The organism is Bradyrhizobium sp. PMVTL-01 (assembly GCF_051861855.1).
Classification (GTDB): Bacteria; Pseudomonadota; Alphaproteobacteria; order Rhizobiales; family Xanthobacteraceae; genus Bradyrhizobium.
In genome coordinates this window covers 7,605,523-7,618,774 of sequence record NZ_CP193982.1, presented here as the reverse complement: position 1 = coordinate 7,618,774, position 13,252 = coordinate 7,605,523, and the positions used below count along the sequence as shown (strand labels likewise).

Sequence of the window (13,252 nt, the reverse complement as noted above, 5' to 3'; positions counted from 1 at the left end):
GCGGTCTCCTCACAGGATGAGGCTAGACTAAGCAGCAGCATTGGCACCTTGAAATTGTTGCCGCGCACTCCGCCCTCATCCTGTGAGGGGGGCCCCCCCCGCTATCGGCGGGCGTCTCGAAGGACGCGCTGTGGGCGAGCTATCCGCCACCCTTCTCCATATGCCATACCCCGCAAGGCGAGGAGGGAACCTTGTCTCGCGCCGGGGTGCGCGGCTCGCCCAGGCCTCACGCGCGTGCCTGCCGTCGCGGAAAACGGCCATCCCCCTGCGCTGCCTGCCTTTCCCGCAGCCAAATTCGCCGCCGGTAACCCCGCATTAACCATCGGCGGGCTCTGGTAAGTGTGGACAGGCGTGCCCGGAGCCCGAAGTCAAGGCCTGGGGTCAAGGCCCCTTAGTTTTGACATCTTGGCAGGGAATGCAGGCGGCCGGCTTTGGACGAGCCCTGCACCCCAGAAAGACAAGGCTTTGAGCGGGCTTGCCGGCCGCGCGGTTGGCGCGGCGGTTGGGGAACCGGCGGTCATTTGCTGGCCGTGACATGAGGTTTAGAGATCGCCTTGAGAGGATACTGCTTATGAATCCGGCCGACGTGGCTCAGTCAGCCCTTCCGGTTGCCGCTTCCGCGGACGTGTCGCTGATCGCGCTGTTCTGGCAGGCTCACTGGATCGTGAAAGCGGTGATGCTGGGACTTCTGTCCTGCTCGGTCTGGGTCTGGGCGATCGCCATCGACAAGATCTTCCTGTTTGCCCGCACCCGCCGCTCGATGGACCGGTTCGAGCAGGCCTTCTGGTCCGGCGAGTCGATCGAGGAGCTCTATCGCACCCTTTCGGCCAAGCCGACGCATTCCATGGCCGCCTGTTTCGTGGCGGCGATGCGGGAGTGGAAGCGCTCCTTCGAGAGCCACGCCCGCTCGGTCGCGGGGCTGCAGATGCGCATCGACAAGGTCATGAACGTCTCGATCGCCCGCGAGGTCGAGCGGCTGGAACGCCGCCTTCTGGTGCTCGCCACCGTGGGCTCCGCCGGCCCCTTCGTCGGCCTGTTCGGCACGGTCTGGGGCATCATGTCGAGCTTCCAGTCGATCGCGGCGTCGAAAAATACCTCTCTCGCGGTGGTCGCCCCCGGCATTGCCGAGGCGCTGTTTGCGACTGCCGTCGGCCTTATCGCCGCCATTCCTGCCACTATTTTCTACAATAAGTTCACCTCCGAGGTGAACCGGCAGGCCCAGCGGCTCGAGGGTTTCGCTGATGAATTTTCGGCCATCTTGTCCCGTCAGATCGACGAGCGGGGCTGACGGACGGCATGTATAGTGTGAAGGGCAATTTGGGCACGCGATCATGGCCATGAACGTTGCGAGTTCGTCCGGAGGCGGCGGGCGCCGTGGCCGGCGCAAGCCCGTCGTGGCCGAGATCAACGTCACGCCGATGGTCGACGTGATGCTGGTGCTGCTCATCATCTTCATGGTGTCGGCGCCGATGCTGACGGTCGGCGTGCCGCTCGACCTGCCGCAGACCCAGGCCAAGAGCCTCGAAAACAACGACCAGAAGCCGCTGCAGATGTCGGTGGACATCAAGGGCAAGGTGTTCATCAACGACGCCGAGGTCGCGATCAACGAGCTGGTGCCGAAGCTGAAGGCGATCACGGATGCGCGCGGCGGGCTCGAGGAGCGCATCTATCTGCGCGCCGACAAGAAGGCGGATTACGGCACGGTGGCCAAGGTGATGGGCCTGTTGTCCGGTGCCGGATTCAAGAAGCTCGCCCTCGTCACGGAAGCGGATCAGGGGTCGTAAGCCGGTGAAGGTGAACGTCGACAAGACACTCGTTGCGTCGATTGCCCTCCATGTCCTCGTGCTTGGGTGGGGGCTGCTCACCTTTAGCAGCAAGGCCTACATCGCGCCGGAGGAGTCGCTTCCGGTTGACATCATCTCCACCGATCAGCTCGCGCAGCTGATGGCGGGGCAGAAGACCGGCGATAAGAAGCAGCCCAAGCCCAAGGTCGAGAAGATCGCGGAAGCCAAGCCCGAGGAAGACGCCGTCGGCAAGGTCACCGAGAAGAAAGAGCTGATCAAGACCAACTCGACGCCGGAGCCGCCGCCGAAGCCCGTCGAAAAACCGGTCGAGAAGAAGCCCGATCCGCCGAAGCCCGTGGCCGAGGCCAAGCCGAGGGAAGAGCCGAAGCCGCAGGAAAAGAAGCCTGATCCGGCCAAGGAAGATCCGATCGCCGAGCTCCAGAAGAAGCTGGACACCAAGAAGCCGCCACCGAAGCCCGTGGAGCAGAAGGTCGCGGCGGTGCAGCCGCAGCAGCAGCCGAAACCGAAGGAGCGCACCTTCGATCCCGCGCAGATCCAGCGCGATCTCGACAAGCGCGCCGCGACCCGGCACGAGCTCGCAGGCGCCGCGCTGAATGCGTCGGCGTCGTTGGGATCGGCGACCGGGACAGCCGCGAACAACGTCGCGACTTGGCGCGGTGCATTCCAGGGCGCGGTCAAGCGCTGCTTCACGCCCACCTATAACGGCCAGGACGCCGATCAATACGAAGCTGACATCGACATTCCCATGAAGATCGATGGATCGCTCGCATCCGAGCCGATCGTCATCGCGGTCAGGGGACCGTCGCGGTCGATCGCCCAGGCGGTAGCCGAGAGCGCCAAGCGCGCCATCGTGCAGTGCCAGGTCTATTCGTTCATGCCGAAACAGCAGTACGAGAGCTGGAAGCTCATTCCGATGACTTTCGGCCTGAAAGATATGTTGTGACATCCGAACAAAAGAATTTTGCAATGAATGACGCCCGATCGATGAACCGCCGCCGCTTCATGACCCTGGCCGGATCGACGCTCGCGATGCTCGGGAGCGGACATGCGTTCGCTCAAGGCCAGCCGCGACTGCGCATCGATCCCACCGAATTCCAGCCGATCCCGATCGCGATCTCCGGCTTTGTGCCGGGCTCGCCGTCCGACGGCGACGTCGGCACCGGCGTCACGCAGGTCATCACCAACAACCTGAAGCGGTCGGGCCTGTTCGCGCCGATCGACCAGGCCGCCTTCATCGAGCGTATCAGCAACATCGACGTCGCGCCGCAATTCCAGAACTGGAAGACCATCAACGCGCAGGCCCTTGTCACCGGCCGCATGACGCGGCAGCCGGACGGCAGGCTCAAGGCGGAATTCCGCCTGTGGGACGTCGTCACCGGCCAGCAGCTCGCAGGACAGCAATATTTCACCTCGCCGGAATATTGGCGCCGCATCGCCCACATCATCTCCGACCAGATCTACGAGCGCATGACCGGCGAGAAGGGCTATTTCGATAGCCGCGTCGTGTTCGTGGACGAGACCGGGCCGAAGGAGCGCCGCGTCAAGCGGCTTGCCATGATGGACCAGGACGGCGCCAACGTGCGCTACCTGACCCGCGGCTCCGACCTCGTGCTGACGCCTCGCTTCTCGCCGAACTCGCAAGAGATCACCTACATGGAATTCGGCCAGGGCGATCCGAAGGTCTATCTCTTCAACATCGAGACCGGGCAGCGCGAGATCGTCGGCAACTTCCCCGGCATGACCTTTGCGCCGCGCTTCTCGCCGGACGGCCAACGGGTCATCATGAGCCTGCAGCAGGGCGGCAATTCCAACCTGTTCGTGATGGATCTGCGCTCGCGCTCGACCACGCGGCTCACCGACACACCGGCGATCGATACGTCTCCGTCCTACTCGCCGGACGGCGGCCGCATCTGCTTCGAGTCAGATCGTGGCGGCAGGTCGCAGATCTACGTGATGGGCGCGGGCGGGGGACCTGCGCAGCGCATCTCCTTCTCCAAGGACGACACCAACGCCAGCTATTCTACACCGGTGTGGTCGCCGAAGGGCGATTACATCGCCTTCACCAGGCAGGGCGGCGGACAGTTCTCGATCGGCGTGATGAAGCCGGACGGCTCCGGCGAACGGCTGCTCACCTCCGGCTTCCACAATGAGGGGCCGACCTTCTCGCCGAACGGCCGCGTGCTGATGTTCTTCCGCGATCCCGGCGGCAATGCCGGACCGTCGCTGTACTCCGTCGACATCTCCGGACGCAACGAGCTGAAGGTGCCGACGCCGGGCTTCGCCTCCGACCCGGCATGGTCGCCGCTATTGTCCTCGACGGCAGGTCAATAGATCGCGCGTTCAGACGCGCGATGTTTCCGAAAAAAAGCGCCGATTTTTTCGCGTTCGGCGGGCAAAGCAAGCTTTCCTTCACCTTGTGCCCGGCAACGCTTGCCTAGTTCCTTGATATTGCAGCGAAATCCTGTTCGCAATTGCCGAAAAACAACTCGACTTTAACGATGTTCCCTCAGAAAGGCTTCACCTGGGCTGGGTAAAAGTACGCGCTGAACAGGACGCGTAATTAGCCAATGCAGCTGGCCGACCAGAAGCAGAGCGATCGAGACGAGCTGGAGCCGATACTCTACGCCGCTCTCATCAACTCTATGGTGCAGAATTTCTGGGCGATCTTCCTGGGCTCGGCCTCCGCGGCCGTCGCCGCGGTCATGACTGCGCTCAAGACCGGCGACGTGTGGCTGTGGCCGCTCGCATTTCTGCTGATCGCCATCGGCACCGCGCGCGCGTTCCAGATGCGCGGATACGAGAACCGCGCGCACCCGCTGTCGTTCGAAGAAGCCAAGAATCTGGAGCCGCGCTACTGGATCGGCGCGCTCAGCTATGCAGCTGTGCTCGGCGTGTGGGCCTTCGTCGTCATCTACAACAACGAGGATCCGGTGGCCGACATGCTCACTGTCGCCATCGGCATCGGCTACACCGCCGGCGGCGCCGCCCGCAATTACGGCCAGCCCCGGGTGATCCAGTGGCACGTCGCGCTCGCCTGCGGTCCGATGTCGCTCGCTTTGCTGCTGCACGGCGGCCCCTACCACGTCGGTCTTGCGGTCCTGCTCATGTTCTTCTTCATCGGCTTGAAGAACATCAACCTCAGCCTGCATGCGATCTTCGTCAAGGCGCTGACCTCGAGCTTCCGCGAATCCGCGCTGGCGAGCCAGTTCGACACCGCGCTCAACAACATGCCGCATGGCCTGTGCATGTTCCGCGCCGACGGGCGCCTTGCGGTGATGAACCATCGCTTCGGCCAGCTGATGGGCCTGCCCGAGGATCTGGTCAAGCGCGGCGCCACCGCGGCCGACATCGTGTCGGCCTGCATCGCCGCGGGCTCCATCTCGGCGGAAAGCGGCAACCAGATCCTGGCCGAGATCGCGCATGCGCGGATCTGCGAGATCGTCACCGCCGATCCGGATCTTTCGCGCGGCCGTACGCTCGCCTGGACGTTCCAGCCGATGACGGGCGGCGGCACCGTGCTGCTGCTGGAGGACATCACCGAACGCACCAACGCCGAAGCCCGCATCAGCCATCTCGCCCGCTATGACGAGCTCACGGCGCTGCCGAACCGGGTCTCGTTCCGCGCCGAGATCGAGCGGCTGCTGGCCTTCGCCCACCACGCCGAACGCCTCTCGGCGCTGCTCTTCGTCGACCTCGACCAGTTCAAGCAGGTCAACGACACGCTCGGCCATCCCTGCGGCGACCAGCTCCTGTGCGCGGTCGCCAACCGCCTGCGCGAGATGCTGCGTCCCGAGGATTTCGTCGCCCGCTTCGGCGGCGACGAGTTCGTGGTGTTCCAGCAGAACATCTCGTCGGCCGAGGACGCTGCGAGCCTCGCCCGCCGCATCGTCGAGCGCCTGAGCGAGCGCTACCGCATCGACAATCACCTGGTCGAGATCGGCGCCAGCGTCGGCATCGCGCTGACCTCGCCGGACGGCAAGGTCAGCGCCGACACCCTGCTCAAGAACGCCGACATGGCGCTGTACCGCGCCAAGGCCGACGGCCGCGGCACCTTCTGCTTCTTCCGCGACGAGATGGCTGCGACCGTCGAGGCGCGCCGCATCCTCGAACTCGACCTGCGCAAGGCGCTCGCCAACGAGGAGTTCGAGCTGTTCTACCAGCCGCTGGTCAATCTGAAGTCCGGCAAGATCACGACCTGCGAGGCGCTGCTGCGCTGGAATCATCCGGTGCGCGGCACGGTTTCGCCGGTCGACATCATCCCGGTCGCCGAGGACATGGGCCTGATCGTCGATCTCGGCCGCTGGATCCTGCGCCGCGCCTGCATGGAATGCATGAAGTGGCCGGACGGCGTCAGCGTCGCCGTCAACTTCTCGCCGCAGCAATTCCACCAGCGCGACGTGCTGAGCGAGATCCGCTACGCGCTGGAGGTCTCGGGGCTTCCGGCGCATCGCCTCGAGATCGAGATCACCGAGTCCTCGCTGCTGCGCAACACCCAGCTCACCCACGATATCCTGTCGCAGCTGCATGCGCTCGGCGTGCGCATCTCGCTCGACGATTTCGGCACCGGCTATTCGAGCCTCAGCTACCTGCACAATTTCCCGATGCAGAAGGTGAAGATCGATCGCTCCTTCCTCGAGGGCATCGACACCGACCGGCCGCTGACGCTGCTGCGCGGCGTCGCGCGATTGTCGGCAGACCTCGGCATGGCGGTCGTGGTCGAGGGCATCGAGACCAACGAGCAGCTCGAGCTGATCAGCGCCGACGGCACCGTGTCCGAGGCGCAAGGTTATCTGTTCAGCCGTCCGGTGCCCGCCGTGCGGATGCGCCAGCTCCTCAACGCCTCGCATGGACGGCGCGGCGAGAGCCTGCTCCAGGTCGTGGGCTCGCGCTCCTTCGCCTGATTCCGCTTCCCGAAATCCCCGACTGTTTCAGCCTGTTGCCGGGTACCGTGGTGCTACGGGAGGTTAACCCTAATACTTCGATTGCTTTGCTTCATCATTAAGAAGCTGTTAATAGTGGATCACGCGCGTGGAAGTTGTCCGTGTGCACTTGTGAGCCGTGGTGGGCAGGGAGTTGGAATGCAGTCCTCAGCCAGAGCGATCATTTCGGCTGTTGGACGGGGTGCCGAACTCCTGACCGACGTCGATTATCATCTTGCCGAAACGGCCGCGGAGAAAGAGGAGATCTACAATCTCCGCTATCGCGCCTATCTGCGCGAGGGTGCCGTCAAGGAATCTACCGACGCGCGCGTCACCGACCAGTATGACGAATTGCCGAACGCGTGGACCTTCGGCGTCTATCTCAAGGGCAAGCTCTGCAGCTCGGTGCGTATCAGCGTGCTGAACTCGGAATGGCGCCAGTCCACTTCGGCCGACGTCTTTCCCGACATCCTGCTGCCACGGCTCGATCGCGGCGAGGTCATGATCGACCCGACCCGGTTCGTCGCCGATCCCGACCAGGTCAAGCGCGTCCCCGAGCTGCCCTATCTGACGACCCGGCTCGCCTACATGGCCTGCGAGCACTTCCATGCCGATCTCGGCCTTGCGATCGTGCGTCCTGAGCATCAGGCCTTCTACCGGCGGGTGTTCCTGCACGAGACCATTGCCGAGCCGCGGCTGGTCCCCGGTCTCACCAAGCCGTTCGGACTGATGGCGGCGGACTTCCCGACCTTCCGCAGGAAGGTGTTCGAGCGCTATCCGATCATGCGCTCCACCGCCTTCGAGCGGCGCATGCTGTTCGGGCGCGCCGGCCAGCGCCAGGTCCCGCAGCGGCGGGTGCTGGTCGCGGACGCCGTTCACGCCTGACCTAAGGCACTCTGGCAACTCCCGGCCTCAGGCCCAAAATTCAAGCAATGCCAGCGATTTTGCCGGTTAACGCGGCTTGCCTTCACCCTCGCGCCACATTTACAACCCATTAACCATGACGGTTGCTTTTCGCTGGTTGGGGGCATTTGACCGGCTGAGGCAAGGTTCCGTCAAGGTTGACGGAACGTTCGCTTAACCAACCCCCTGTAGACCGGACAGCAGTGGACTAACGTGAGCGTGGAGGCTCCCGAATGAAACATCCTATGCGTATCCTCCAGGGATTGAAGCTGGCCGCGGTGCTTGCCGTCGCGCTGTCGATGGGCGCCTGCGCCAACAAGAATGCTGCGACGGATGCGATGGCCAATGCGGCGACGCCGGGCAGCCAGCAGGACTTCGTCGTGAACGTGGGCGACCGCGTGTTCTTCGAGAGCGACCAGACCGATCTGACCCCGCAGGCGATCGTGACCCTCGAGAAGCAGGCGCAGTGGCTGCAGACCTATCCGCGCTACTCCTTCACCATCGAAGGCCATGCCGACGAGCGCGGCACCCGCGAATACAACATCGCGCTCGGCGCGCGGAGAGCTCAGTCGGTGCGTTCGTTCCTCGCCTCGCGCGGCATCGATCCGAACCGCATGCGCACGATCTCCTATGGCAAGGAGCGGCCGGTCGCCGTCTGCAACGACATTTCCTGCTGGTCGCAGAACCGCCGGGCAGTCACCGTGCTGAACGCGAGTTCCTGACGCTTTCAGTCAGGCGCCGTCCATCTCCGGGAAAAGATCATGCCGGCGCCCTCAGGGGCGCCGGTTTCGTTTCAGCGATCTGTGACAGAAACCCCTTGGTAGCAGTCACATTTTTGGCGTACTCCACTTCAATGTGTGGCGCGTCGAAGGTTCCGTCGCAGGCCATTTCGCTTTCGTCGTCAGGGCAAGATGTCATCCAGATTTAAGGTTCTTACCGGCTCCGTGGCGACCGCCGCGCTGCTCTCCCTGTGCGCGCCCGTCCTGGCTCAATCGATCCTGGCTCAGACCGATGACGATCCCGAGATGCGGATCGAGCGGCTGGAGAACCAGCTGCGCCAGCTCACCGGCCAGAACGAGGAACTGCAATACCGCAACCGGCAGCTCGAGGAGCGCCTGCGGGCACTCGAGGGCGGCGCGCAAGCCGCGCCAGGACGGCAGCCGGTCCAGCCCAGCGTGACCGCGGTGCCGCCTGCGCAGGTTGCGCCGGCCTATCGCCAGCAGCAGGCCGTGCAGCCGAATTACGAGCAGCCGCAGATCGCTGCTCCCGCGCCGATCGTTCAGGAGCAGCCCGGGCCCGGCGCGCCCGGCACGCGCCGCCGCGGCGATGCCTTCGATCCGAACCAGAATCCGAACGCGCCCGGCGCGCCGCGCGCGCTCGGCGGCGGACAGCAGCCGATGCCGGGTGCGCCCGGCGGACGCAATGCCGGCGATCCGCTCGATCTCGCCAACACCGCCCCGCGCTACCAGCAAGGCGTGCCGCCCGCGGCCCAGCCGGGTTATCCGCCGGCGCAGCAGGGCTATCCGGCGCAGGGTGGCGGCGCTGGCCCGACTACACTTCCGCCCTCGGCGACGCCGCGCGACGAGTTCGACCTCGGCATCGGCTACATGCAGCGCAAGGACTATGCGCTCGCCGAGCAGACCATGAAGAACTTCGCGCAGAAATATCCGAACGACCCGCTGCTCGGCGACGCGCAATACTGGCTCGGCGAGAGCTACTTCCAGCGCCAGCAATATCGCGATTCCGCCGAAGCCTTCCTCGCCGTCACCACCAAATACGACAAGTCGGCCAAGGCGCCGGATGCCCTGCTGCGGCTCGGCCAGTCGCTCGCCGCGCTGAAGGAGAAGGAAGCCGCTTGCGCCGCCTTCGGTGAGATCGGTCGCAAATATCCGCGCGCCTCCGCCGGCGTCAAAGCCGCCGTCGACCGCGAGCAGAAGCGGGTGAAGTGCTAGTGATTTAGACTCGGCTGGCCGACCGTGGCTCACCTCTCCCAGCGGGTAGAGGTCGGATTGCGCAGCAATCCGGGTGAGGGGGCGCCGCGACCAGTGAGACCTAGACCCCTCCCCCGGACCGCATCTTCGATGCGCTCCGACCTCTCCCTACGGGAGAGGTGAACCATCGGCAGGCATCCGTTTCGCACCGTCCAGGCGCTGACAATGCGGATTGCCTTGCGCTAAACAGTCGATCCATCCGCGGACGATTGCAGCGTCATGTCAGACGACGACAATTCACCGATCTCGGCGCGCACAGCGAAGCAACTCTTCGCTGACCTGAAGCACGCGCCGGCGCTGGTGCTCGCAGTCTCCGGCGGGCCCGATTCCGTCGCGCTGATGTGGCTCGCGGCGCGCTGGCAGCGCAGCCTGTCGCGCGGCCCGCGTCTCATCGTCGTCACCGTCGATCACGGCCTGCGTCCGGAAGCGGCGCGCGAGGCGCGCGAGGTCAAGCGGCTCGCGACCGAGCTCGGCCTGCCGCACCGGACCCTGCGCTGGCGCGGCGCCAAGCCAAAGACGGGACTGCCTGCCGCCGCGCGCGAGGCCCGGTATCGCCTGCTCGCGCAGGTCGCGCGCATCGCCGGCGCGAGCCATGTGCTGACCGCCCACACCCGCGACGACCAGGCCGAGACGCTGCTGATGCGCATGCTTCGCGGCAGCGGGCTTTCGGGGCTGTCGGCGATGGCGCGCCTCACGGAGCGCGACGGCATCGTGCTGGCGCGTCCGCTGCTCGACATCCCGAAGTCGCAGCTGATCGCGACCTTGAAGCGGGCCGGAATAGTCTTTGCCGAGGATCCCACCAACCGCGACACCGCGTTCACCCGGCCGCGGCTGCGCGCATTGCTGCCGCAACTCGCGGCCGAGGGTGGCGATGCCAGGAACCTGGCGCGGCTCGCGGGCCGGCTGGCGCGCGCCAATGCGGCCGTCGAGGTGCTGACTGACGGTGCCGAGCGCTTCCTCCGCTTGACGGATCGCGACGATGCGCCGCATGGGCCGGGCCGGCGAAGTTTCGACGGGATCGCCTTCGCCAGCCTGCCGGAGGAGGTCCGGCTGCGGCTCCTGCTGCGGGCCATCAACGCCCTCGGGCATGAAGGGCCGGCGGAACTCGGCAAGGTCGAAACCTTGTTGTCAGCGCTCGATCAGGCCTTGGCTTTGGGCTCCCGCGCAGGCGCAAATGGACGGCCGGTCCTGAAGCAGACCCTTGCGGGAGCCTTGATCAGCCTTGCCGGCGGGCGTATTCACATCGCGCCTGCACCGGCGCGGCGGTCCCAAGCAGACTTGAAGGGGACTTGAAAAGGGCGGATGAGGGCGGATCATGACACCGGCCGCTTCCGCTGCACGCCGTCAGGACACCTTAACCAGGCAGGAAAAACCCGGCCTTTAGCGCCATTATTTCAGCGGGAATCGCCCTAAGATGGGCTAAATAGTCCCATCTCGTTCCCTTGGCAGCGAGCGGGGCGGCACCTAAATTGTATGCGTCTAACGATGAGGAATTCTTGGGGATTTCCTCGAATTGCCCAGGTAACTAGCCAAGTCACTGGGTCGAGTAACTCCTGAAGGATCAGGGCCGCGATCCGCGCGACCACGAAGGAAGATCGATGAACGCCAATCTGCGCAACTTCGCCCTCTGGGTCATCATTGTCTTGTTGCTGTTGGCGTTGTTCACGCTCTTCCAGAATCCGGGCCAGCGCGCCTCCTCGCAGGACATCGCCTTCTCCCAGCTGCTGAGCGACGTTGACCGCGGCAACGTGCGCGACGTCGTGATCCAGGGGCCGGACATCCACGGCACCTTCACCAACGGCTCGAGCTTCCAGACCTATGCGCCGAACGACCCGACGCTGGTGAAGCGCCTCTATGACAGCAAGGTCCAGATCACCGCGAAGCCGCCGGGTGACAACGTGCCCTGGTTCGTCTCGCTGCTGGTCTCCTGGCTGCCCTTCATCGCGCTGATCGGTGTCTGGATATTCCTGTCGCGGCAGATGCAGGGCGGCGCCGGCAAGGCGATGGGCTTCGGCAAGTCGCGCGCCAAGATGCTGACCGAAGCGCACGGCCGCGTCACCTTCGAGGACGTCGCCGGCGTCGACGAGGCCAAGCAGGACCTGCAGGAGATCGTCGAATTCCTGCGCGACCCCGGCAAATTCCAGCGCCTCGGCGGCCGCATTCCGCGCGGCGTGCTGCTGGTCGGCCCTCCCGGCACCGGTAAGACCCTGATCGCGCGTGCGGTCGCGGGCGAAGCCAACGTGCCGTTCTTCACCATCTCCGGTTCGGACTTCGTCGAGATGTTCGTCGGCGTCGGCGCATCCCGCGTCCGCGACATGTTCGAGCAGGCCAAGAAGAACGCGCCCTGCATCATCTTCATCGACGAAATCGACGCGGTCGGTCGTCACCGCGGCGCCGGGCTCGGCGGCGGCAATGACGAGCGCGAGCAGACGCTGAACCAGCTGCTGGTCGAGATGGACGGCTTCGAGGCCAACGAGGGCGTGATCCTGATCGCCGCGACCAACCGTCCCGACGTGCTCGATCCCGCGCTGCTGCGTCCGGGCCGCTTCGACCGCCAGGTCGTGGTGCCGAACCCCGACGTCGTCGGCCGCGAGCAGATCCTGAAGGTCCACGTCCGCAAGGTGCCGCTGGCTCCCGATATCAACCTCAAGACCATCGCGCGCGGCACGCCCGGCTTCTCCGGCGCCGACCTGATGAACCTCGTCAACGAGGCTGCGCTCACCGCTGCGCGCCGCAACAAGCGGATGGTGACGCAGGCCGAGTTCGAGGAAGCCAAGGACAAGGTGATGATGGGCGCCGAGCGCAAGTCGCTCGTCATGACGGAGGAAGAGAAGCTGCTGACGGCCTATCACGAGGGCGGCCATGCCATCGTCGGCCTCAACGTGCCCGCGACCGATCCGATCCACAAGGCGACCATCATCCCGCGTGGCCGTGCGCTCGGCATGGTCATGCAGCTGCCCGAGCGTGACAAGCTGTCGATGTCGCTGGAGCAGATGACCTCGCGCCTCGCCATCATGATGGGCGGCCGCGTCGCCGAAGAGCTGATCTTCGGCCGCGAGAAGGTGACCTCGGGTGCCGCCTCCGACATCGAGCAGGCCACGCGCCTTGCCCGCATGATGGTGACGCGCTGGGGCCTGTCCGAAGAGCTCGGCACCGTCTCCTATGGCGAGAACCAGGACGAGGTGTTCTTAGGGATGTCGGTCTCGCGCACGCAGAACGCCTCCGAAGCGACCGTGCAGAAGATCGACTCCGAGATCCGCCGTCTGGTCGAGGAAGGCTATCAGGAAGCGACCCGCATCCTCACCGAAAAGCGTGCCGATCTCGAAGCCCTCGCCAAGGGCCTGCTCGAGTTCGAGACGCTGACCGGCGACGAGATCGTCGACCTGCTCAAGGGCAAGAAGCCGAACCGTGAGTCCGTGCTCGAGCCGACCACCCCGCGCGCCTCCGCCGTGCCCCCGGCCGGCAAGTCGCGCCCGCGGCCCGATCCGGATCCCGGCCTGGAGCCGCAGCCGCAGGCCTGATCCCAAAGCGGCAGATGACATCAAAAACGCGGCGACAACGCCGCGTTTTTTTGTTGGCCTCGTCATTGCGAGCGCAGCGAAGAATCCAGACTGCCTCCGTGGAAAGATTCTGG

At 65.1% G+C, this 13,252-nt stretch carries 10 protein-coding genes; all 10 read left to right on the top strand.

Going from position 1 to position 13,252, the window contains the following annotated elements; all coding sequences use genetic code 11:
• Positions 1-571: 571 nt before the first annotated feature.
• The 10 genes from tolQ (at position 572) to ftsH (ending at position 13,139) form a co-directional block, all read left to right on the top strand.
• Positions 572-1,288, top strand: a complete 717-nt coding sequence (gene tolQ / locus ACRQ5Q_RS36690) for a protein TolQ (protein ID WP_018641591.1) — start codon at positions 572-574, stop codon at positions 1,286-1,288.
• Between the two features lie 43 nt (positions 1,289-1,331).
• On the top strand, positions 1,332-1,784 hold the full coding sequence (tolR, locus tag ACRQ5Q_RS36685) for a protein TolR (RefSeq protein WP_080139316.1): 453 nt from the start codon (positions 1,332-1,334) through the stop codon (positions 1,782-1,784).
• A gap of 4 nt (positions 1,785-1,788) precedes the next feature.
• Entirely contained in the window at positions 1,789-2,748 is a 960-nt protein-coding gene (locus ACRQ5Q_RS36680; RefSeq protein ID WP_439394735.1) for a protein TolA, read from the top strand.
• A 41-nt stretch (positions 2,749-2,789) separates the two neighbouring features.
• Complete coding sequence (tolB, locus tag ACRQ5Q_RS36675) at positions 2,790-4,136, top strand: Tol-Pal system beta propeller repeat protein TolB (RefSeq protein WP_439399935.1); 1,347 nt, start codon at positions 2,790-2,792, stop codon at positions 4,134-4,136.
• Between the two features lie 236 nt (positions 4,137-4,372).
• Positions 4,373-6,706, top strand: a complete 2,334-nt coding sequence (locus ACRQ5Q_RS36670; protein WP_439370451.1) for a putative bifunctional diguanylate cyclase/phosphodiesterase — start codon at positions 4,373-4,375, stop codon at positions 6,704-6,706.
• A 177-nt stretch (positions 6,707-6,883) separates the two neighbouring features.
• Positions 6,884-7,609 carry an N-acyl amino acid synthase FeeM domain-containing protein gene (locus ACRQ5Q_RS36665; RefSeq protein WP_439370450.1) on the top strand — a complete coding sequence of 242 codons (726 nt, stop codon included), beginning with the start codon at positions 6,884-6,886 and terminating at the stop codon, positions 7,607-7,609.
• A 251-nt stretch (positions 7,610-7,860) separates the two neighbouring features.
• Positions 7,861-8,349, top strand: coding sequence for a peptidoglycan-associated lipoprotein Pal (gene pal / locus ACRQ5Q_RS36660; RefSeq protein ID WP_018641585.1), 489 nt, complete (start codon positions 7,861-7,863; stop codon positions 8,347-8,349).
• Positions 8,350-8,538: 189 nt separating this feature from the next.
• The gene (gene ybgF / locus ACRQ5Q_RS36655; RefSeq protein WP_439394733.1) at positions 8,539-9,579 is read left to right on the top strand and encodes a tol-pal system protein YbgF; all 1,041 of its coding nucleotides are present in this window, start codon (positions 8,539-8,541) and stop codon (positions 9,577-9,579) included.
• 258 nt (positions 9,580-9,837) lie between these two features.
• Positions 9,838-10,911, top strand: a complete 1,074-nt coding sequence (gene tilS, locus ACRQ5Q_RS36650; protein ID WP_439370448.1) for a tRNA lysidine(34) synthetase TilS — start codon at positions 9,838-9,840, stop codon at positions 10,909-10,911.
• 305 nt (positions 10,912-11,216) lie between these two features.
• The gene (ftsH, locus tag ACRQ5Q_RS36645) at positions 11,217-13,139 is read left to right on the top strand and encodes an ATP-dependent zinc metalloprotease FtsH (RefSeq protein WP_439370447.1); all 1,923 of its coding nucleotides are present in this window, start codon (positions 11,217-11,219) and stop codon (positions 13,137-13,139) included.
• The last annotated feature ends 113 nt before the right edge of the window (positions 13,140-13,252 follow it).